The organism is Pectobacterium atrosepticum (assembly GCF_000740965.1).
GTDB lineage: Bacteria > Pseudomonadota > Gammaproteobacteria > Enterobacterales > Enterobacteriaceae > Pectobacterium > Pectobacterium atrosepticum.
The window spans coordinates 160,774-181,052 of the sequence record NZ_CP009125.1; the positions used below are offsets into that span (position 1 = coordinate 160,774).

Below are 20,279 nucleotides of genomic sequence, written 5' to 3' on the forward strand. Positions count from 1 at the left end.
CGATTACTTAAATTCAGCCTGATCGAAGATCAGTGAACCGTCTGCCAGCATGTATACGCCGTCGAGGTTCTTGGTTTTGCCGACCACGTTGTCCGGCGAACCCAGGAAGACCACCGGCGCATCCTGCCAAATCTGGCGCTGTGCATCAGCGTAAGCGGCGGCACGTTTGTCTGTATCAGCAGTCGCCAACCCAGCGGTAATCGCTTTATCCGTGACCGGATTGCTGTAGTAGGAAACGTTGTAAGCAACCGGAACCCAAGACTCTGTAGCGAACAGTGGACGCAGCGCCCAGTCAGCATCGCCCGTAGATGGCGACCAGCCGTTATAGAACAGGTCAAATTCAGCTTCTTTTGGATCTTTCACGCCAAACAGCTTGGCGTTACGCATCCCGGAATCCATCGGGGTAACGGTAACCTTGATGCCGACCTGTTCTAACTGCTGTTTGAAGAACTGCGCGCTACGGATGTAGTCGGTACGGTTCGTCGTCCACAGTTTCAGGCTCAGGCCGTTGGCGTAGCCCGCTTCTTTCAGCAGTGCCTTGGCTTTTTCTGGGTTATAGGTGTAGTTCGGCGAGCTCTGGCGGGCGAAGAACTGCACGTCCGGTGCCATCGCTGAAGAGGCAGGAACGCCCATACCTGCAAAGCCGACTTTCAACCAGATATCGCGGTTGATGGCGTAGTTAAGTGCCTGACGCACGCGGATATCGTTCAGCGGCGGGCGCAGGTTGTTCATTGCCAGCCAGAACTGATAAATACTTGGGTCGCGCTGAATCGCCAGTTTGCTGTCGTTTTGTACGGTGCCGATCAGGTCAGAAGGCAGCGGATACACGGCATCGACCTGGCCTGATTTCAGGGACGCCACGCGAGTGGAATCTTCTGGCGTCGGGTAGAAGGTCACGCTGTCGACTTTCGGCCAGCCTTTCTGCCAGTAATTGTCGAATTTCACCAGCTTCACGTCTTTACCCTGCTGCCATTCGGTGAACTTGAACGGGCCAGTACCGACTGGATGTACGCGCAGCTGTGCTTCATCTGGATATTTCTTCAGTGCTTCCGGGCTGTGCATAACAGCAGACGGGTGCGCCAGCGTGTTCACAAAGGCACCGAAGGATTTGTTCAGCTCGATTTTAACCTGTGTTGGCGACAGCACGGTGACGGTTTGCACCATGTTAAACAGGCTGTTGCGTTTTAAGCCTTTGCTCTGATCGGCCAGACGGTCGAGGTTGGCTTTAACGGCGTCGGCGTTGAAGGGGGCGCCGTCCTGGAAGGTGATGCCTTCACGCAGCGTAATGACAAACTCGGTGGCGGCGTCGTTGCTGGTATAGCCTGTCGCCAGACGTGGCACCAGCTTCATTTTGTTATCGAACTGGAACAGACGCTCGAAGATGCCGCTCTGAATGGAGTAGCTCAGCGTGTCCGAGGTGTCGTGCGGGTCGAGCCCGGTGATATCGGCATAGATGGAAATACGAAGGTCTTGCGCCTGGGCAACAGCAGCCAGACACAGTGAGAGCCCGAGGGCAACGGCGGAGCGGCGAACGAATGGCTTCATGGTTATCTCTCCTGGTCAGCAATGAACGTGTGTTGTGTTTATGAATGTGTTGTGTTTCAGGCAGCCGATTCGTTGTCGGCGACCCAGTGCTGCGGCGCAACCTCTCGGTAGCGCGTTTTGGCGACGACCTCGCCTGCTTTACGCAAGGGGGAGGGGATTTCGCTGTCGTCAAACTGTCGTGTGCCGCGACGGGTTGGATCGGCAATCGGGACCGAGGCCAACAGGCGGCGAGTGTACGGATGCTGTGGATCGTTAAACACGGACTGGCGCGGGCCGATTTCCACAATCTGGCCGAGGTACATCACCGCCACGCGGTTGGCAATGCGCTCGACTACCGCCATATCGTGCGAGATGAAAATCCACGACACACCGGTTTTCTTCTGAAGATCCATCATCAGGTTGACGACCTGTGCCTGAATCGACACATCGAGCGCCGAAACGGCTTCGTCAGCAATGATGACCTGCGGCTGCAACGCCATCGCTCGGGCAATCGCGATACGCTGACGTTGTCCGCCGGAAAACTCGTGTGGATAACGACGTGCGTGCTCAGGCAGCAGACCGACGCTTTTTAACAGCGCCTGTACTTGCGGTGTCGCCTCTTCCAGCGATTTCACCAGCCCGTGCAGCAGCAGTGGTTCGGCGATGGTGAAGCCGACCGTCAGACGTGGATTGAGCGAAGCGTAGGGGTCTTGAAACACCATCTGCATTTCCCGACGTAGCGGCTGGAAATCACGCTCTTTCATCTGAGAAATTTCGTTGCCCTGAAAATGAATGCTCTCGGCTTCGCTCTGTACCAGACGCAGCAGGGCGCGTCCGGTGGTGGATTTGCCGCAGCCGCTTTCGCCAACGATAGCCAGCGTTTCGCCCGGCCAGACGTTGAAATCGATCTGTTCTACCGCATGAACGTGATGGGTGATGGTGGAGAAAATCCCGCTACGCATGGGGTAATACACGCTCAGCCCGCGAATATCTAACAGCGGCTCGGCATCATAACGCGCGGTGACCTGCTCACTATCTTCTGGGTCGGCAGCCTTTCCTAGCAGAGGGAAGCGCTTCGGCCAGAGGCTATCGCGCATGTCGCCCAGTTTCGGTACGGCGGCCAGCAGCGACTGGGTATAAGGATGTTGCGGTGCAGCGAAAATCTGTTCAACAGAGCCTTGCTCTACGATCTCGCCGCGATACATCACCACTACGCGGTCGGCGATTTCCGCGACCACGCCCATATCGTGGGTGATAAACAGTACTGACATGTCGCTCTGCTGTTGCAGGTCACGCAGAATTTGCAGAATGCGAGCCTGCACGGTGACATCCAGCGCGGTGGTGGGTTCATCGGCAATCAACAGTTGTGGATCGCAGGCCAGCGCCTGAGCAATCATCACACGCTGGCGCATCCCGCCGGACAGCGAGTGCGGGTAGCTTTTCATCACGCGATCGACGTCAGCAATACGCACTTTATGTAGCAACTCACGCGCTTTTTTGTCTGCGCTGGCGGCATCACAGATTTTGTGGTCAAGCAGGGCTTCCGTGAGCTGATCGCCGACTTTCAGCACCGGATTCAGTGACGTCATCGGCTCTTGGAAAATCATGGCGAGATCGCGACCGCGCAGCTTCCGACGCGCTTCCGCTTTCATGCTCAACAGGTCATGCTGCTTGCCGTCGCGTGCGGTGAAACGGAGTGCGCCGCGTTCGATGTTGGCAGAGTCCGCCAGCAGCCCCATCACGGCAAGCGACGTCACGGATTTACCTGAACCACTTTCGCCGACCACGGCGACCACTTCCCCTTTATTAACGGTAAAAGAAATGCCTTTTAGCGCTTGATGGGTACCGGAACGGCCGCTAAAGCTGACGCTCAGGTCGTCGATTTCCAGTACAGGTCGGGGGGCGTTACCGGGTGCTGTGGCGGCACCCGCGTGCATGATATCCGTCATGGTCACTCCGGTTGAGGGTAGTAGGGTTGCTTCGGTTGAGAGCGTCATAGCCAGATTCGGCCGAGGTTATAGGTCAGATAAGGTGAGCTATCGGCGGCCAGCCAGATCGGGCCATCGAGATCGACATGCTCGGCGTCCGCTGCAACCGGCAGCGCGGCTTCCATTGCCATCGATGAGCCCAGCGTGCAGCCAACCATAATGCGCAGGCCGTGAAAGTGGGCCTCACGTACCATCGCCAGTGCTTCGGTCAACCCGCCGCACTTGTCCAGCTTGATGTTGATCATGTCGTAACGACGGCGTAACCCGACGATATCACTGCTGTGGCGGCAGCTTTCATCCGCACAGATAGGAATAGGGTGGGCGAAACGCTGCAAATCCTCGTCCTTACCGACCGGAAGCGGTTGCTCAATCATCGCGACCTGATAAGGCAGCAGCGCAGTGGATAGGCTATGCAAATCCAGCCCGCTCCAGCTTGCTCTTGCATCGATAATCAATCTGGCATTGGGCGCGGCGGCGCGAATAGCGGCGACCTTTTCCAGAATCAGTTCGCGATCCAGTTTGATTTTCAGCAGCAGTGCGCCGTGGGAAACAGCATTGGACGCGGCGGTGGCCATTTTCTCCACGCTGTCGAGCGCCAACGTTTGCGCACAGACCACAGACGTGGGGGGATGGATGCCAACGCGCTGCCACAGCGTTTGCTTTTCCAAGGTGGTGTTGAGCCGCCACAGTGCGCAGTCCAGCGCATTTCTGGCTGCACCTGGCGATAAATTCTGTTGGAGTTGTTCGATGGTGAGGCCGTTTTCTATTGCCTCACGGATCGCAGAGAGCTGGCGGCATACGCTGTCGGCGGACTCGCCATAATGTGCGGCTGGCGTACACTCGCCTTGTCCAATAAATCCTTTTTCTTCCAGTGTGACGCGAATAACGGTAACCGCGTCACGCGTACCGTTCTCAGCCGCCATAGGACGGGCTAGTGGCAGATTGACGGTTTCAATTTGCATATGCCGCATCATGATTTTTTCTCATTCACGCTCAAGGGATGAATGGACTATTTCATGATGCATCATAACTGACGAATACTTGTTTATGAGTAGGGTATAACCTGAGGTTATAGCATAAGGATAAGGTATGGCTGGTGAATAATTAACCGCTGGCGTTGCGAAATTATCGATACTGGCGCAGGGTAAGATTAGGCAGCGCGCCGCGAAGACCGTATAATGTGCGCCAGTTTTCATTGACCCACCGGAGATGAGCCATGCGCCCAACAGGCCGAAGTGCACAGCAAGTACGCCCCCTTACATTCACCCGTCATTACACGAAACACGCCGAAGGTTCCGTTTTGGTCGAGTTTGGCGACACCAAAGTGTTATGCAATGCCACGGTAGAAGAGGGTGTTCCGCGCTTTCTGAAAGGCCAGGGGCAAGGATGGGTCACCGCCGAATACGGCATGCTGCCACGTGCGACGCACAGCCGTAACGCGCGTGAAGCGGCTAAAGGCAAGCAGGGCGGGCGGACGCTGGAGATTCAGCGCCTGATTGCACGTTCCCTACGTGCGGCAATCGACCTGAAAGTGCTTGGCGAATACACCATTACGCTCGACTGCGATGTCTTGCAGGCAGACGGCGGCACGCGTACGGCGTCCATTACCGGTGCTTGTGTCGCTCTGGCGGATGCGCTGAATCAGATGGTTGCCAACGGTAAGCTGAAAAAGAACCCGATGAAAGGCATGGTCGCGGCGGTTTCTGTCGGCATCGTTAAGGGCGAAGCGCTGTGCGATCTGGAATACGTGGAAGATTCCGCTGCTGAAACCGACATGAATGTGGTCATGACCGAAGATGGCCGCATGATTGAAGTGCAGGGGACGGCCGAAGGCGAGCCGTTCAGCCACGAAGAATTACTCACCCTGCTGGCGCTAGCCCGAGGGGGAATCGATACCATCGTTCAGGCACAGAAAGCTGCCTTAGCCGATTGATTCTGATAAGCGACCAAATGGTCGCTTTTTTATACCCGTAATACTTCAAGCTGCATGTGCGTTGGCGATACTCGGCCCATCTTGAGCCTCGCCCTAGCAGGCCGCCGCAAGCGGCGTTCAAAAACGCCTTGCCGTTTTTGTCCTGCAACTCGAATTATTTAGGGTATATATAATGGTCAACAACGTGATTAACCCGTAAGACGAGGAGATGCCGTAATGAAAGCCTACCAGCGCCAGTTTATTGAGTTTGCACTCAGCAAACAGGTATTGAAGTTCGGCGAGTTTACCCTGAAATCAGGGCGTATCAGTCCCTATTTCTTTAACGCCGGGCTGTTTAATACCGGGCGCGATCTGGCCTTACTAGGGCGCTTTTATGCGGCAGCCTTGGTTGATTCCGGTGTTGAGTTCGATCTGCTGTTCGGGCCGGCTTACAAAGGCATTCCGATTGCCACTACCGCAGCGGTAGCGCTGGCAGAACACCACGATCGAGACCTGCCTTACTGCTTTAACCGCAAAGAAGCCAAAGATCATGGCGAAGGCGGCAGTTTGGTCGGCAGCCCATTGCAGGGCCGTGTGATGCTGGTAGATGACGTGATTACGGCGGGGACGGCGATTCGCGAATCGATGGAAATCATCGGTGCCCATGGTGCAACGCTGGCGGGTGTGATGATTGCACTGGATCGTCAGGAACGCGGTCGTGCCGATCTGTCTGCGATTCAGGAAGTTGAACGCGACTATCAGTGCAAGGTGATTTCGATTATTACGTTGACGGATTTGATCGCCTATCTGGCAGAAAAACCAGAGATGGCGGCGCATCTTGATGCGGTGAAAGCCTATCGTGAACAGTACGGGATTTAATTTGTGAATAGGTTCCCGCCAGACATGTTTGGCGGGAACCTTTGTTGGTAATAAGCGGCGTTTAGTTCAACTGTGCGGCCAACAGCGGCCAGCGGGTATCGAATTCTTGCGTCGGACGATAGCGGAATTCAGAGCGAACGAAGCGCGACAGCATCCCTTCGCAAAACGCTAACAGCTGACTGGCCAGCAGCGTTTCATCATGCTGGAAACCTTTTCCGTCGCGTAGCTTATGTTCGCGCAATACCTGACGCAGCTGTGATTCAATACGCTCAAACAGCTGGTTAATACGCCCCTGCAAGCGATCCTGTTCAAACATCAGCGCGTGACCGGTCATTATCCGAGTCAGACCCGGGTTCCGTTCCGCAAATCCTAAAATAAGCAGCAAAATCAGACGAAGACGATTAAACGTTTCTTTTTCATCTTGCAGAATCAGGTTAATGCGGGTGGTCAGGCTATCCTCAATAAATTCAATCAGGCTATCAAACATCCGCGTTTTACTGGGGAAATGCCGGTAGAGCGCTGCTTCGGACACGCCGACGTTCGCAGCCAGTTTTGCCGTGGTAATGCGTTGGCTACCGTCGCTGGATTCCAGCATTTGCGCCAGCGCCTGCAAAATTTCCTCGCGGCGATTCCTTTTCGTATTTTCTTTTTCTGCCATGTCTGAAAAGACCCTTGCTAAATATTTGACTGACAAGCACCCGGTAGCGCCACAGTCGCCATTTCCTTTTGGATAGATAGGCGCTGTGGCTTATATGAATTTTTTACACTATGGGGTGGCTGGAGCGCGTTAGCTACGGCCAGAGTGGCCGAAGCCGCCTTCTCCACGTTCACTGCCGACGAAATCTTCGACCAGATTGAATTCGGCCTGAACGACGGGCACAAAAACCATCTGTGCGATGCGCTCGCCCGGTTCAACCGTAAACGTTTGTTGGCCACGGTTCCAAACGGAAACCATCAGTTGCCCCTGGTAGTCCGAATCAATCAGCCCAACCAGATTCCCCAGCACTACGCCGTGCTTATGGCCCAGCCCAGAACGAGGCAGAATAACCGCTGCCAGTCCGGTATCGGCAATGTGAATTGCCAGCCCGGTTGGGATCAGGGTCGTTTCCCCTGCTTTAAGTTCAATTGCCTGATCCAGACAGGCACGCAGATCGAGCCCGGCAGAACCCGGTGTGGCATAGGTTGGTAACGGAAATTGCTGCCCAACGCGTGGGTCAACAATCTTAACGTCGATTTTTTTCATCATAACGGCTGATAATCTCGTCGATTAATTTTTGGCCAAGAAGACGCTTGTCGCACTGCGGCAACGGCGTGTTCCCACCTTGCCAAAAAAGGTGTAATGCATTGGTTTCACTGTTAAAACCATGCCCGGAAAGAGAGACGTTGTTCGCGCAAATCAGGTCCAGCTTTTTACGCGCCAGTTTTTGCCGGGCGTATTCTTCCACATTCTGGGTTTCGGCAGCAAACCCGACAACATAAGGACGATTTTTCGTCATCGCTGCGACACCGGCGATAATATCTGGATTTTTGACCAGAGTGAGAGTCATTTCATCACCCTGCTGATTCTGTTTTTTAATCTTTTCGTCAGCGATGTGTTTGGCGCGATAGTCTGCAACCGCAGCACAGCCGATAACAATGTGCTGCTGTGCCGCGTGTTCCATCACCGCGAGCTCCATCTCCAGCGCGCTGCCGACATCAATACGCGTGACGCCCTGCGGTGTATCAAGCGAGACTGGGCCGCTTACCAGTGTGACGTTAGCACCACGAGCGGCAGCGGCCTGCGCGATAGCAAAGCCCATTTTCCCAGAGCTGTGGTTAGTGATGAAGCGAACTGGGTCCAGCGCTTCCCTCGTCGGCCCAGCGGTGACCAGAATGTTCAGATGTTGCAGATCGTTGATGGCAGAAAAATGACGCTGCGCTAGCCCGACAATGTCCATTGGGTCGATCATACGGCCTGGTCCAACATCGCCACACGCCTGACTGCCGCTATCCGGCCCCCAAATAGGTAAACCTCGAGCTGCCAGCGTGCGCAGATTGTCCTGCGTGGGCTCTGCGCGATACATCTGCTGATTCATCGCAGGGACAACGGCGATAGGGGCGGATGTTGCCAGACAAATAGTGCTCAGCAGGTCGTTCGCCATGCCCGCGGCGACTCGAGCGATCAGATCGGCGGTAGCCGGGGCAAGAATGACTAAATCAGCCCATTTCCCTAACTCAATGTGACCCATTGAGGCTTCTGCTGCTGGGTCAAGCAGATCGTCCGAGACCGGGTAGCCAGAGACGGCTTGTAGCGTCAGTGGAGTGATGAAAGCTTTAGCGGCAGATGTCATGACAACCCGTACGTCGGCTCCGCCATCGCGCAGGCGCCGCACCAGTTCCGGGCACTTGTACGCCGCGATACCGCCGCTGATACCCAGCACGATTCGTTTGCCGGAGAGTGCATTCAGGCTGGAAAATTCCGTCATCATCATGGTCCGATTGAAAGTCAGAAGAGTCGTCATTTTACCATAACCTTGAGGGCAGATAGGAATCTTAAGGTCGTTGCTGTGGTTTCCTTGAGAAGATTGCGAGGCGCTTCGCAGCCTTTTATCACCGATATCGTCCTATTTTTTCGGGCGTGACATGATGCCGTCGAGTGGTACAGGGAGAGGCTGATGGGTTGGGAAAAGGGATTGGCACCGCGTGAAAAACTGGTGCGTTTAGGCGCGGAATCACTGACGGATGCCGAACTGTTGGCGATTTTTTTACGCACAGGGTTGCCCGGTGTGCATGTGATGCAGTTGGCAGAGAATTTGTTGGCGCAGTTTGGGTCGTTATATCAACTGATGACGGCCGAGCAGTCCGCGTTCCATAACGCCAGAGGGGTGGGAATATCAAAATATACGCAAATCAAGGCGATCGCAGAGCTGTCGCGGCGGTTGTTTTTCTCCCGCCTGGCGAAAGAGGATGCGATGCTAAACCCAGAAGCGACTGGTCAATATTTGCAGTTGCTACTGTCGCGACGTGAGCGCGAGGTTTTTTTAGTCCTGTTTTTGGATAATCAGCATCACGTTATTCGCCATCAGGAGATGTTTGTTGGTACGATTAACAGCGTAGAAGTACACCCGCGTGAAATTGTGCGTGAAGCGCTAAAGGCGAATGCCGCTGCGCTGATTTTGGCGCATAATCACCCGTCGGGAAAAGCGGAGCCGAGTCAGGCTGACCGTGCGATAACCGAACAGATTGTCAAAGCGTGCCTATTACTGGAGATCCGCGTGCTCGATCATTTAGTGATTGGGCATGGTGAATTCGTTTCTTTTGCCGAGCGCGGCTGGATTTGACAGATATTTCCGCGATCCAATGGGATCTTTAGCTGTTCGGGACTTGAGCACTTACGCTTCAGAGCGTATACTACGCCACCTTTGAGAATCTTGGGTGTGGCGTTAAGAGCCTATCTCAGCAGGTTTATCCTGATGACAGAGTCTTTTCAGTGAAGTTGCTGAGATGGGCTCTAAAGCCTGACGAGGCGGCCAAACCCTATACGAAGCTCGAGCTGATTTGATTTTTGGAGAATAGACATGTCCCGAGTCTGCCAAGTTACTGGCAAGCGTCCGGTGGCCGGGAACAACCGTTCCCACGCACTGAATGCGACCAAACGCCGTTTTCTGCCGAACCTGCATTCACACCGTTTTTGGGTTGAAGGCGAGAAGCGCTTTGTGACACTGCGTGTATCTGCTAAAGGTATGCGTGTTATTGACAAGAAGGGTATTGAGACGGTTTTGGCCGATCTACGTACCCGTGGTGAAAAGTATTAAGGAACTGAATCATGGCTAAGGGTGTTCGCGAGAAGATCAAGCTTGTTTCTTCTGCTGGTACTGGTCACTTCTATACCACTACGAAGAACAAACGTACTAAACCGGAAAAATTGGAACTGAAGAAATTCGATCCAGTTGTCCGTCAGCACGTTCTCTACAAAGAAGCTAAAATTAAGTAATTTTTGCTCCTTTATAAAAAACCCGGCTAAGGCTGGGTTTTTTTTTGGCAATTGCCAGTCAGGCACGTGTCGATTTGTCTTAACTGATTTGTTTTAATCGCTGTGGGTAAAATATGTCAGCGATAGCGTTGTTTCCCGCCGCATCCCCTGTCTTGAGGGTCGTCACTGATGGTATCCTTTTGTTTATGCTAATGTAGCCACCTTTATCAGGAGACACGCATGCCTGAATTACCTGAGGTTGAAACCAGTCGTCGGGGTATTTCGCCGTATCTTGTTGGCCATACCATCCTTTATGCGGAAGTGAGGAACGCGCGTCTGCGCTGGCCGGTATCGGCTGAGATTCTTTCACTGAGCGATGAGCCAGTGCTAAGCGTGCGTCGGCGGGCAAAGTATCTGTTAATTGAACTCACGCATGGCTGGATTATCGTGCATCTCGGCATGTCTGGCAGCTTGCGGATACTGCCGGAATATAGCGAGCCGGAAAAGCACGATCATGTTGATTTAGTGATGGACAGCGGCAAGGTGCTGCGTTACACCGACCCTCGGCGTTTTGGTGCCTGGCTGTGGACGGATAGTCTTGAAACCAGCTCGGTGTTGGCGCATTTGGGGCCGGAACCGTTAGAGGCGGAATTCTTCGCAGATTATCTCTATCAGGCTTCACGCGGTAAAAAAACAGCAATCAAGCAGTGGATTATGGATAACAAAGTGGTAGTTGGCGTAGGTAATATTTACGCGAGCGAATCGCTGTTTGCTGCGGGTATCCATCCTGACAGAGCTGCCGGATCGTTAAATGAAAACGATGCAGACGTATTGGTTCGCGTGATTAAACAGGTGTTACAACTTTCGATTGAGCAGGGTGGCACGACGCTGCGTGACTTTTTGCAATCAGATGGTAAACCCGGTTATTTCGCACAGGAGCTGCGGGTCTATGGCCGTAACGGTGAACCTTGTCGGACATGTGGCACGCCGATAGAAACTGCGAAACACGGGCAGCGCAGCACGTTTTTTTGCCGCCGTTGTCAGGTGTAATTGGCGTTACGGATAAAAGCTCAGATAAATAACAATGACGATAATGCTTATTAAGGGAAAAGAAGTATGCAGCGCATTTTGTTGATAAGAATAGATTTTCTGGGTGACATGGTATGTACCACGGCGTTGATTCACTCTCTGAAAAGAAAATGGCCTGCTGCTGAAATTCATGTGTTAGCGAACAAGTATAATTCATATGCGCTTGAAGATAACCCTGATGTGGAAAAAGTGCATCGTTATGTTTACAGCAAGAGTCGAGAAAGAAATAACCGCAGTGGTTTAATTGGCTCATTAATTGATAAATTTCTTTTGATTATGCGCTTAAGGCGTTTGAATTTCGATTTTCTGATTATTCCTAATGGTGGAATGAATAAGAATGCGATCCAGTTTGCCCGATGGATGAATATCCCTGATAAGCGTTGGCACACGGCTGAGACAGAGTTTGACGATCGCAATATCGAAAATGTTACTAATCGGCCAATAAAGCATGAAGTATTAGCTGGGTATGACTTAGTGCCAGAGCTTGGTGTGACGAGCACTGACGATTTACGGCTTTATGTTTACCCTAATCCAGAACTAAAAAAGCAATGGTCAGAAAAATTAGAAAGCAACGGTAAAGCAAATATAGGACTTTTTATATCAAATAAGGCGCATGAGCGTCGCTGGCCGTGGGAAAATTGGTATTCGCTCGCTAAATCACTTGGCGACGATTTCAATATTATTATTTTCTCTAATCCTGGTGAGAACCCAGGGCAAGATGCACTTAATGGTATTACTGTTCAGTGTGTCGATACTGAAACCGTGCCTGACCTTATCGCTGCGATGAGTCAATTAGACTTGGTCGTTTCGGCTGATAGTGCGCCTGTTCACCTTGGTGCAGCGCTACAGATACCTGTTGTCGGTCTATTTGAAGCAAGACCAGAGAAATATTTACGTTGGTATCCGATTGGTGTCAATCACGTACTGTTGCATTCGGATAGATGTATTGACAGCATCAGCGTGACTGATGTTAAAGACGCGGTTATTTCTCTTATTGCGTGAACGTATTATTAGTGCAGCTTTTCCAGTAAGGCACGAACGATGGCATCGGGTAAGAAGTGCGTTACATCACCGCCGTGACGCGCGACTTCCTTGACCAGAGAGGATGAAATAAACGACCACTCTTCCGATGGCATCAGGAAAACGCTTTCTAGTGTTGGCATCAGGTGGTGATTCATTTTTGCGAGCTGGAGTTCATATTCGAAATCAGCCACGGCTCGCAAACCACGCACAAGAATATTCGCTTTTTGCTGCTGCGCGAAGTGCACCATGAGATCGCTAAAACCAATTACCTCGACGTTCGATAAATGCTGCGTGGCATCGTTTGCCAACGCGACACGTTCATCCAATGTGAAGAGCGTATTTTTGCTCGGGCTGGCAGCGATAGCTAGTACCACATGATCGAACAGTCGTGCTGCTCGTGTCAGCAGATCCAAATGACCATTGGTTAATGGATCGAACGTTCCGGGGTAAATCGCTTTGGTTGTCATCACATCAGCCCTTTATTCACAATCTCGGTAACTGCTTCACTGTGTCCGCTGAGGTAAATAAGGCTCTAGTAGCGTTAGCAGCATCTGTAGTGCACCCTGATTTTGGTGTAACACTTCCACGGCATGTCGACCATAGTAAAGACGATAGTCTTCGTCAGCGAGCAGTTTCCCTACTTCTTTTCCAAGTGAATCAGCATCGGTCACGGTAATCAGTCCATCAGCCTGATCGAGTTTGTTGCAGATATCTTTGAAATTGAAAGTGTGTGGCCCCATTAATACCGGAATAGCATGAGCTGCCGCTTCCAGCGGATTATGTCCGCCTCGCTCAACTAAACTTCCACCGACAAAAGCCAAATCGGCGATGCCGTACAACAGCATCAGCTCGCCCATGGTATCTCCAATCACTACCTGAGTGTTCGCAGAAGGTTGTTCACCACTGCTGCGCAGCGTGTAGTTGAACCCCATACTTTCTGCTAATGCCTGGGTGGTGGAGAAACGTTCTGGGTGGCGAGGAACAAGAATCAGTAATAAATCCGGATAGGTGGCAAGCAACCGCCGGTGAGCGGCCAGAACGATCGCTTCTTCACCTTCGTGCGTACTGGTGGCTATCCATACTGGACGATGTGGAGCCCATTGCCGGCGTAATGTAATCGCTCGGGCAGCTAGCTCTGGCGTAACAGAAATATCAAATTTGAGGCTTCCGGTTACTTTCAGGCTTGAGCGCTTCAGGCCAAGAGCGATAAATCGATTCCCGTCTTCCTGATTCTGCGCGGCGACGAGCGTAATTCGCTGCAAGATGTGGCGCATTAGCTTCCCGATCTTTTTATAACCCGCAGCAGAGCGTTCTGAAAGCCGGGCATTCGCAATGACCAGCGGAATTTCGCGTTTATGCAGTTCAGCGATCAGATTTGGCCAGAGTTCGGTTTCCATAATGATGACGATTTTTGGACGAACTTGATCAAAAAAGCGCTTCAGAGCACAGGGCAAATCATAAGGCAGATAAACGTGATAGACCGTGTCGCCAAAAGCGGAACGCACGCGCTCGGAACCGGTCGGCGTCATGGTCGTTACCGTGATCGGCAGATTAGGGTAACGATGGCGCAATGCTCTAACCAAAGGGATGGCAGCCAATGTTTCACCCACCGACACTGAATGCAGCATGATGCCGTCTGGCTTGACCTTCTCTGCACAAAAACCGTAGCGTTCACCCCAGCGTCGACGATAGGCGGGTGCCTTGCGGCCACGAAGCCACAGGCGAATCCAAATCAACGGCTGGATGAGGTACAGGATGATGGTGTAGAGAGTTTGTAACATAAGATCTACTGTTATCGGTTATCGCTGGGGGGGATTTTATCGGGTTCGTGAGGATAAGGCTATTTGTAAAACGGATGTCGTTTATTCCTTTACCGATTTCCCCAAAAAATTGCTAGTAAATACGCTCATGACCGCAATTGTTGAATCTGGTATGGGATAAACAAACAACTGAACGAACCAGAAGAGCAACTATATTCACACGACCCTTTTTTATGAGACGTTTGTATCTATTGGGACGTTTTACGGGAAATTCGTTTCATTTTTCTTATGACGAATTTACTCTCATTAATAATGTTTTTCTTTAGTCGTTGCAGCGGGTAAAAAAATAGCAACCATAGTTTATAATATAGCTTATCTTTTCCTTCTAGAGTAACAATGGAATCCTTTAGCTTGCTGTAATGATTTTTATTAAGTTTTCTTATTGTCTCTTCGGTAACATTTCGGTATTTTAATCCTATGTTACGATAATTTTCTTCGTGATGGAAAAATTCAGTCTTATTGATTCTTTCAATGCCAACGGAAAATGGAACTGGGCCTGTAGTATTTAATACGCCTTTCATTCCTACACCATAAATCCAGGGTTTGTAAGTTTTTAACCTGTGAATAACTTCATCTATTGCAGATTTTATATAAGGAGAACCAGATGCTGAAATTATGTTCCATTGTTGGTATTCCCCACATTTTAAAAAACCTAACTCTTTGTGTATTCCCATATTTCTATCACAGCCACATTCTTTATTATCCCAGCTGCATAGCAATATCTCACAATCGTCTTTAATTACTTGATCAAGGGGGATCGAACATGAGCTTTTAATATCTAGATAAACACCGCCTTCTATGTAAATCAATAGATAACGGAATAAGTCAGCTTTTGCTACACCATACTTAGGGTTTATGCTTAAATAGATGTTCAGCATCTCTTTTCCATAATGCTTATGTATATATCCAATTATGCTTTTTTCATCATAGAAAAAATACTCCCACCCTGGATTCAGATCTTTTAATTTACCCACAGATACTAAAATTTCTTCAGGCAAATCATGTATGCCTTTAGTATATATCTGATGAATCTTTTTAGGTATTTTCATCACTATATCGTCCTTGGTGAAAAATGTATTTATATAATAATAAGTGTTTTTTATTTATTTTTATTATTGAGTGACCATAGTTCTGTATACTTATTAAAGGTATATTGAGCGTTAACAAATGCGAGCAATAATCCTTGTTTTCCATCTAAAAAACCACATCTGAATAACCAAGTTTTTAAGAATGAAAATGCGCTATGGGTAAATATTTCTATATAGTAACAAGATTTACGTCTTTCATGACGTTCTTTTGCCCATGCAGAGGCATAACGCAACTGTTTTTCTTGGAATACTGAAAAATCGCGACAGGTTAAATGCTTTAGATCTCCAGATAAATGGAGAACAGGAGCATCACCACAATCAAGAGACTCATGGACACTATTATCATTATATTTATAGCGTTGATTAGCATAAAGTCGAATGACCTTGTCAGGATACCAGCCGCTATGCTTCATAAAGCGACCAAGAAAGAGGTTTTTTCGTGCACAGGAGTAGACGATTTTATCGTCCATATCGGGTTTGAGTAACAAGTTTTCAATTGATTGACGTAGCTCTGGCGTAACTCTTTCATCGGCATCAATAAAGAATATATAGCCTCCGTTTGCATACTTTTGTGCTCTCTGCCTTTGCTTGCCATACCCTGACCAGTCATCATGTTGATAGACGTTTGCTCCATACTGATGAGCTATTTCTACCGTATTATCTGTGCTGCCAGAATCAACAACAATGATTTCATCAGCCCAACTAACTGATTGTAGGCATTCTGCTATTAGTTCGGATTCGTTTTTTGTAATTATTAGAATAGATAGTTTTTTATTCATATCACGCCCGTGATGTAGATTACGCTTGATTTTTTCATAGTTGTTGATATAGGCTAATTTGTTAATGTTGTCACAAGGTGATTACTATGAAAGTGTTTGTTGTGAATTTGGATAAAGATAAAGATAAAAAAGAGAAAATTAAAAATGAATGCCGAAATGCAGAGCTTGATTATGAAATAATTAGTGCAGTGGACGGAAGAGAGCTAAGTTATAATGAATTGAAATCAAAAGTCCACCCTGTTAGTCTTAATTATCTATCCAAAGGTGAAATAGGCTGCGTATTAAGTCATCAACGAATATATAAAAGAATATTAGATGATGACATCGACTATGCTCTTATTTTAGAAGATGATGTTGAGCTTTCTCAAGATATCAAGGTTTTTTTAAAAGAATTCTTAAGCGTCAAAGATAAAAATAAAGGCGATGTTTTTTTATTGTATCCTTCCGGATTGAGGTTTCTTAATAGAAGGATAAACGTTTCTCATGATTATTTTTTCTATGAGGCATACAATTCTTCATGTGCCCATGGTTATATTATATCCAATAAGGCTGCTAAAAAACTCATACGTATTAATACGCCGATTATTTTAGTCGCTGATGCTTGGTTATGGTTTTATCAAATATCTCTGTTAAAAGTGTATGTGTTGAATAAAGAATTAGTCAGAGCATATGATGTTGATAAATCACTCTCTACTATAGAAACTGAGCGATCGTTACTTTTAGATGAAAAAGAAAAGCATCAAATGCAAATAATAAAAAAACAACCATTATATTACCTGATAAAATATTATCATAAATATATTAGAAGGCTGTTTATCAATAAAGATAAATAATAGCAATTATTTTATTTTCTATTGAAAACACATTGTGTTAAGACATCGTAGGTATTGGTTTTAATATATAATGATGCTGTTTTTTTATTATTTCATATCAATTGATATGTTTTCCCAAATTTATGCTTATGGAGTGAATGTTAAATATTTAATTAAAAATATTTTTTTTCGTAAGGTTTCGGTTTTTTCCATAAAACCCAATAATTTTTATTGGGTTGGGGGGGCGGATTTATTTTATTTAAGAGTAATAGAGTAATGCAGGGTTATGTATGTTTAACAACTTATTATTTTAATAATTAATATTTTAATTAATTAATATTTTCTTTATTGTTCCCGATGTTATTAACTTAATGTATCTGTATCTCTCACGGTGATTTATAATGCCAAATGTCTTTTTTTGAATCTTTTTAATTCTTTTTTTATTTTACTAATAATGCTTTTTTTATCTATGTAATTTTCTAAAAATTTCTTATGGCTTTCTGATGAAGCTTTAATAATATACTTTCTATAATCAATAAACTCTTCTTTTGATATTATTTCATTTGCTATATCGATGAAGCATTCTATAAGATGTTTATTCCTTGACTCGAAAATGTGTAAATAATCATTGTTATATATTGTAAATAACCCATAAACATGGCTGTCACCTAGTAACCATTTCGGAACGGCATAATTAGTAGGATAAACAAGATCTACTGTGTATCCAGAATCTTTGGCTGCTAATGTTAATTTACCACCAACGTCAAATTCTGCATCTGCCAATAAGTTTGGCCTCCCAACCCCACGCCATGTCTTCCCTGTTAGAGCAAGGAACATAGGAGCCGCATAAATATAGTTATGGTCGATATGATTCGCTGATTGAGCGCAGCCGTATATATGACCATTACGTGCACTGGCAATGGCTTTTTTTACCGCATTTTCATTTAAAGGAATGCAATCAATATCAATGATAATAACAACATCATTTTCTGGTGTATTATCTAAAATGTCTGTCATCCATACACCATGATCCATATCGTGTATGTTTTGTTGTTCAATATGATATCCGAATTTTTCAAAAACCTTTCGTTGACTATTAACTAATCGAATATCTATGTTATCCCAATAAAGAGTGACTATTTTAACATTATCTACATCATAGGTGTCTTTTTTAGTCATTATTCTTGTCCATGTAATATCTATTTAATCCCGATGCTTTTATTCTTGCTATAAAATAGTTAGATGTTAATTTAGCTATATCTACAGGATCTAGGCATAGAGTAAATGTCGTTTTAAGTTGATGTGGGGTTAATGTATTTTTTAATCCCTAATTTACATTCTTTCTGTAATGCTTATTTATAAGATATTTAAAAGCACAAATTAACCCAGATAAATACTTTCCTTTTTTTAACAAGTGCTTGTATTTTTTCTTCATTTCTACGAACGTATCAGCATCTTTCAAATCCTTGAACGACCAAGGGGATTCTTTCTGGGCGTGTTGAAAGTATGAGGTTGATGGATAGTTAGCCCATTTGTGCCAAGGTTTAGTTATACCTGTATAGTGTATAAGAACAGTGTCATCTTTAATGACTTCTTTATATTTTTTATGGCTTGGATCATTTAATTCATTTTTTATAGAATAAATAGTGTTGTATTCCCTAGGAAGGAAAATTACATTATTATGTAATAATATATTCATGACATCTTGATCTGGGTATTGAATGGCCTCATCACCATTTATTAATTTTTCAAATATCTTTTGTGTTAAATCTAATTCATTCCAAATTTTTAAATTTACAAATAAAACACCAGAATTAAAATATTCTCCCTCTAAGGTAGTAATCTTTAATCGACTTGCTGATTTCTTTTGCGTTTCTGGCAAATCACGAATTACAGCAGCAACATGTGGTGCCGTATCCAGTGTGCTAAGCTGTGCTAAAGAACCCTTGCACATCACATCGGCGTCAAGGTAGAGGAGGCTTGATATTTTATCTGAAAGATGGGAGAAAGCTAATAATCTAAAATACATAGCATGTGACCAAATATCAGTACAAGGCAATGTTTTTAACATTTCAGAGTTTATTTTATATAAGACTATTTTAGTTTTGAATTTTTCTGCAATAATCTCTATTTTTTTAATAAATTCATCATCAAAATCGTCAGAAAAAATATGGAATGTAAAATTGATATTGTTATTTATGAGAATGGATGCTACTGATATTCCACAACCAACGGCATAGTTCTTATCTATACCATAAGCAACATTTAACGTGTTATTATCGGCGATTGATTGATGCCTTTTTTCAAAAACCGAGAGAACATCAATATGTGATGAAAAGACCATAAAATCACCTTAAAAGAAGAAAAATTTAGCGTGTAGATTTTGGGATTATTTTTTAAAATGCTTTTTTATACAGGTAGCTAAGGATGCTCAATGTTCCACGAATAATGTCACCGTTGTGGAACTGGTGCTTGGCACAATATCGCATATTACTCGCTGTCACAGCATCTAATAAAGGCTCGTTTTTCCATGGGGAATTTTCTTTAGCTTTTAAAAAATATTTTGTGCAAGCGTAATTAGCCGCCCATTTATGCCAGGGCTTAGTTGGACCGATGTAATGAATAAAAACAGTTTCATTGGAGATCGGCGTGGGTGCAGACTCACCATGGCTATATTTTAATTCATAATTAATACTAAACTGAGTGTTATATTTATTGTCCAGTTGATAAAACTGTCTTGCCAAAAGTATATTTAAAACATCCTGGTCTGGATGGGTAATGACTTCCTTCATATCCGGGTCGACCAAAAAACGCATGCTATTTTCTGTTATCGCTGCCTGATTCCAGTTACTGATCTCAATTAATAAAACGCCGGAGTTAAAGTAGCCATTACTGAGTTCAGGCTGTTGGAGTTTTTGTGCACGATTTTTCCACCAGTGGCTATCGCCATCTAAAACAACGGCAGCAATATGGTTGCTAAGGTCTAATGTTATTAGTTCTTTCAATGAGCCATTACATATAATATCCGCATCAAGATAGAGAACTTTATCTAATGTTTTATAAAAATAGTCAGCGATAATGAAGCGGAAATAAATGGCATAGCTCCAGAGTTTTGTTTCTGGTAACGTTTTCAACCAAGAGCAATCAACGATATAGATGTTAATTGTTGTATTATATTCCTTTGCCATTTCCTGAAACTTGGCTTTGTCGCCATCACTGATTTTGTCTGTAAACACGTGAAAGGATAAGGAATGATCCTGATTTTTTAATAGGGTTGATGCTATAGCTATCGCGCAGCCATAAATGAACTTTTCATCAGTACCAAATGCTATATTTAACTCAGCATTTTTTTTCGAATATGAGAATGAGTGTACATTTTTTATGACTTTTTCTTTGTCAAAGTACATGTGCTT

Annotated in this window: 21 protein-coding genes; 8 read left to right on the forward strand and 13 right to left on the reverse strand. The window is 46.5% G+C overall.

Features of this window, described 5'->3' with window-relative positions; translation table 11 throughout:
* Positions 1–3: 3 nt before the first annotated feature.
* From GZ59_RS00720 to ycjG, 3 genes are read right to left on the reverse strand one after another with little or no spacing between them, the layout of a single operon-like run.
* Entirely contained in the window at positions 4–1,545 is a 1,542-nt protein-coding gene (locus GZ59_RS00720; RefSeq protein ID WP_039289428.1) for a glutathione ABC transporter substrate-binding protein, read from the reverse strand.
* A gap of 56 nt (positions 1,546–1,601) precedes the next feature.
* Complete coding sequence (locus tag GZ59_RS00725; RefSeq protein ID WP_039289430.1) at positions 1,602–3,473, reverse strand: ABC transporter ATP-binding protein; 1,872 nt, start codon at positions 3,471–3,473, stop codon at positions 1,602–1,604.
* A 44-nt stretch (positions 3,474–3,517) separates the two neighbouring features.
* Positions 3,518–4,483 carry an L-Ala-D/L-Glu epimerase gene (ycjG, locus tag GZ59_RS00730; RefSeq protein ID WP_181023459.1) on the reverse strand — a complete coding sequence of 322 codons (966 nt, stop codon included), beginning with the start codon at positions 4,481–4,483 and terminating at the stop codon, positions 3,518–3,520.
* A gap of 245 nt (positions 4,484–4,728) precedes the next feature.
* On the opposite strand from ycjG, the gene rph reads away from it, so the two are divergent.
* A complete protein-coding gene (rph, locus tag GZ59_RS00735; protein WP_039289434.1) occupies positions 4,729–5,445 on the forward strand; it encodes a ribonuclease PH in 717 nt (238 codons plus the stop codon).
* A gap of 216 nt (positions 5,446–5,661) precedes the next feature.
* The gene (gene pyrE, locus GZ59_RS00740; protein WP_039289436.1) at positions 5,662–6,303 is read left to right on the forward strand and encodes an orotate phosphoribosyltransferase; all 642 of its coding nucleotides are present in this window, start codon (positions 5,662–5,664) and stop codon (positions 6,301–6,303) included.
* Between the two features lie 61 nt (positions 6,304–6,364).
* On the opposite strand, the gene slmA is transcribed toward pyrE, so the two are convergent.
* The 3 genes from slmA to coaBC all read right to left on the reverse strand — a co-directional run bounded on the left by slmA (position 6,365) and on the right by coaBC (position 8,804).
* On the reverse strand, positions 6,365–6,961 hold the full coding sequence (gene slmA / locus GZ59_RS00745) for a nucleoid occlusion factor SlmA (protein ID WP_039289438.1): 597 nt from the start codon (positions 6,959–6,961) through the stop codon (positions 6,365–6,367).
* A gap of 129 nt (positions 6,962–7,090) precedes the next feature.
* Positions 7,091–7,549, reverse strand: coding sequence for a dUTP diphosphatase (gene dut / locus GZ59_RS00750; RefSeq protein ID WP_010285710.1), 459 nt, complete (start codon positions 7,547–7,549; stop codon positions 7,091–7,093).
* Complete coding sequence (gene coaBC / locus GZ59_RS00755; protein WP_373365836.1) at positions 7,527–8,804, reverse strand: bifunctional phosphopantothenoylcysteine decarboxylase/phosphopantothenate--cysteine ligase CoaBC; 1,278 nt, start codon at positions 8,802–8,804, stop codon at positions 7,527–7,529. Before coaBC ends, dut begins: the two co-directional genes overlap by 23 nt.
* A 153-nt stretch (positions 8,805–8,957) precedes the next feature.
* Here coaBC and radC point away from each other — a divergent pair, with 153 nt between their 5' ends.
* The 5 genes from radC (at position 8,958) to GZ59_RS00780 (ending at position 12,346) form a co-directional block, all read left to right on the forward strand.
* The gene (gene radC / locus GZ59_RS00760; protein WP_011091786.1) at positions 8,958–9,623 is read left to right on the forward strand and encodes a RadC family protein; all 666 of its coding nucleotides are present in this window, start codon (positions 8,958–8,960) and stop codon (positions 9,621–9,623) included.
* Between the two features lie 237 nt (positions 9,624–9,860).
* Positions 9,861–10,097: a 50S ribosomal protein L28 gene (rpmB, locus tag GZ59_RS00765; RefSeq protein ID WP_011091787.1), complete on the forward strand. Its 237-nt coding sequence runs from the start codon at positions 9,861–9,863 to the stop codon at positions 10,095–10,097.
* A gap of 11 nt (positions 10,098–10,108) precedes the next feature.
* Entirely contained in the window at positions 10,109–10,276 is a 168-nt protein-coding gene (gene rpmG / locus GZ59_RS00770) for a 50S ribosomal protein L33 (protein WP_002208990.1), read from the forward strand.
* A 219-nt stretch (positions 10,277–10,495) separates the two neighbouring features.
* Positions 10,496–11,305 carry a bifunctional DNA-formamidopyrimidine glycosylase/DNA-(apurinic or apyrimidinic site) lyase gene (gene mutM / locus GZ59_RS00775; RefSeq protein WP_011091788.1) on the forward strand — a complete coding sequence of 270 codons (810 nt, stop codon included), beginning with the start codon at positions 10,496–10,498 and terminating at the stop codon, positions 11,303–11,305.
* Between the two features lie 66 nt (positions 11,306–11,371).
* Positions 11,372–12,346: a glycosyltransferase family 9 protein gene (locus GZ59_RS00780; protein WP_011091789.1), complete on the forward strand. Its 975-nt coding sequence runs from the start codon at positions 11,372–11,374 to the stop codon at positions 12,344–12,346.
* 8 nt (positions 12,347–12,354) lie between these two features.
* Here GZ59_RS00780 and coaD read toward each other — a convergent pair whose 3' ends face one another.
* From coaD to GZ59_RS00800, 4 genes are all read right to left on the reverse strand, one after another.
* On the reverse strand, positions 12,355–12,834 hold the full coding sequence (gene coaD / locus GZ59_RS00785; RefSeq protein WP_011091790.1) for a pantetheine-phosphate adenylyltransferase: 480 nt from the start codon (positions 12,832–12,834) through the stop codon (positions 12,355–12,357).
* Between the two features lie 36 nt (positions 12,835–12,870).
* Entirely contained in the window at positions 12,871–14,148 is a 1,278-nt protein-coding gene (gene waaA, locus GZ59_RS00790; RefSeq protein WP_011091791.1) for a lipid IV(A) 3-deoxy-D-manno-octulosonic acid transferase, read from the reverse strand.
* A 227-nt stretch (positions 14,149–14,375) separates the two neighbouring features.
* Positions 14,376–15,236: a glycosyltransferase family 32 protein gene (locus GZ59_RS00795; RefSeq protein ID WP_039289441.1), complete on the reverse strand. Its 861-nt coding sequence runs from the start codon at positions 15,234–15,236 to the stop codon at positions 14,376–14,378.
* 50 nt (positions 15,237–15,286) lie between these two features.
* On the reverse strand, positions 15,287–16,054 hold the full coding sequence (locus GZ59_RS00800; protein ID WP_011091793.1) for a glycosyltransferase family 2 protein: 768 nt from the start codon (positions 16,052–16,054) through the stop codon (positions 15,287–15,289).
* Between the two features lie 86 nt (positions 16,055–16,140).
* Between GZ59_RS00800 and GZ59_RS00805 the strand changes: the two genes are divergently transcribed.
* Complete coding sequence (locus tag GZ59_RS00805) at positions 16,141–16,887, forward strand: glycosyltransferase family 25 protein (protein ID WP_011091794.1); 747 nt, start codon at positions 16,141–16,143, stop codon at positions 16,885–16,887.
* A 375-nt stretch (positions 16,888–17,262) separates the two neighbouring features.
* Here the strand turns inward: GZ59_RS00805 and GZ59_RS00810 are convergent, their stop codons facing one another.
* The 3 genes from GZ59_RS00810 to waaO all read right to left on the reverse strand — a co-directional run bounded on the left by GZ59_RS00810 (position 17,263) and on the right by waaO (position 20,273).
* Positions 17,263–18,045, reverse strand: a complete 783-nt coding sequence (locus GZ59_RS00810) for a hypothetical protein (protein WP_011091796.1) — start codon at positions 18,043–18,045, stop codon at positions 17,263–17,265.
* A 148-nt stretch (positions 18,046–18,193) separates the two neighbouring features.
* The gene (locus tag GZ59_RS00815; protein ID WP_011091797.1) at positions 18,194–19,210 is read right to left on the reverse strand and encodes a glycosyltransferase family 8 protein; all 1,017 of its coding nucleotides are present in this window, start codon (positions 19,208–19,210) and stop codon (positions 18,194–18,196) included.
* Positions 19,211–19,262: 52 nt separating this feature from the next.
* On the reverse strand, positions 19,263–20,273 hold the full coding sequence (gene waaO / locus GZ59_RS00820) for a lipopolysaccharide 3-alpha-galactosyltransferase (protein WP_011091798.1): 1,011 nt from the start codon (positions 20,271–20,273) through the stop codon (positions 19,263–19,265).
* Positions 20,274–20,279: the final 6 nt, after the last annotated feature.

Bases quoted from the DNA above. Each gene is read 5' to 3' on its own strand.
- slmA (WP_039289438.1), bottom strand. From the start codon at position 6,961: ATGGCAGAAAAAGAAAATACGAAAAGGAATCGCCGCGAGGAAATTTTG.
- GZ59_RS00805 (WP_011091794.1), top strand. From the start codon at position 16,141: ATGAAAGTGTTTGTTGTGAATTTGGATAAAGATAAAGATAAAAAAGAG.
- GZ59_RS00815 (WP_011091797.1), bottom strand. From the start codon at position 19,210: ATGGTCTTTTCATCACATATTGATGTTCTCTCGGTTTTTGAAAAAAGG.
- ycjG (WP_181023459.1), bottom strand. From the start codon at position 4,483: ATGCGGCATATGCAAATTGAAACCGTCAATCTGCCACTAGCCCGTCCT.
- GZ59_RS00810 (WP_011091796.1), bottom strand. From the start codon at position 18,045: ATGACTAAAAAAGACACCTATGATGTAGATAATGTTAAAATAGTCACT.
- GZ59_RS00725 (WP_039289430.1), bottom strand. From the start codon at position 3,473: ATGACGGATATCATGCACGCGGGTGCCGCCACAGCACCCGGTAACGCC.
- coaD (WP_011091790.1), bottom strand. From the start codon at position 12,834: ATGACAACCAAAGCGATTTACCCCGGAACGTTCGATCCATTAACCAAT.
- GZ59_RS00720 (WP_039289428.1), bottom strand. From the start codon at position 1,545: ATGAAGCCATTCGTTCGCCGCTCCGCCGTTGCCCTCGGGCTCTCACTG.
- rpmB (WP_011091787.1), top strand. From the start codon at position 9,861: ATGTCCCGAGTCTGCCAAGTTACTGGCAAGCGTCCGGTGGCCGGGAAC.
- pyrE (WP_039289436.1), top strand. From the start codon at position 5,662: ATGAAAGCCTACCAGCGCCAGTTTATTGAGTTTGCACTCAGCAAACAG.
- GZ59_RS00800 (WP_011091793.1), bottom strand. From the start codon at position 16,054: ATGAATAAAAAACTATCTATTCTAATAATTACAAAAAACGAATCCGAA.
- GZ59_RS00780 (WP_011091789.1), top strand. From the start codon at position 11,372: ATGCAGCGCATTTTGTTGATAAGAATAGATTTTCTGGGTGACATGGTA.
- GZ59_RS00795 (WP_039289441.1), bottom strand. From the start codon at position 15,236: ATGAAAATACCTAAAAAGATTCATCAGATATATACTAAAGGCATACAT.
- dut (WP_010285710.1), bottom strand. From the start codon at position 7,549: ATGATGAAAAAAATCGACGTTAAGATTGTTGACCCACGCGTTGGGCAG.
- rph (WP_039289434.1), top strand. From the start codon at position 4,729: ATGCGCCCAACAGGCCGAAGTGCACAGCAAGTACGCCCCCTTACATTC.
- rpmG (WP_002208990.1), top strand. From the start codon at position 10,109: ATGGCTAAGGGTGTTCGCGAGAAGATCAAGCTTGTTTCTTCTGCTGGT.
- waaA (WP_011091791.1), bottom strand. From the start codon at position 14,148: ATGTTACAAACTCTCTACACCATCATCCTGTACCTCATCCAGCCGTTG.
- radC (WP_011091786.1), top strand. From the start codon at position 8,958: ATGGGTTGGGAAAAGGGATTGGCACCGCGTGAAAAACTGGTGCGTTTA.
- coaBC (WP_373365836.1), bottom strand. From the start codon at position 8,804: ATGACGACTCTTCTGACTTTCAATCGGACCATGATGATGACGGAATTT.
- waaO (WP_011091798.1), bottom strand. From the start codon at position 20,273: ATGTACTTTGACAAAGAAAAAGTCATAAAAAATGTACACTCATTCTCA.
- mutM (WP_011091788.1), top strand. From the start codon at position 10,496: ATGCCTGAATTACCTGAGGTTGAAACCAGTCGTCGGGGTATTTCGCCG.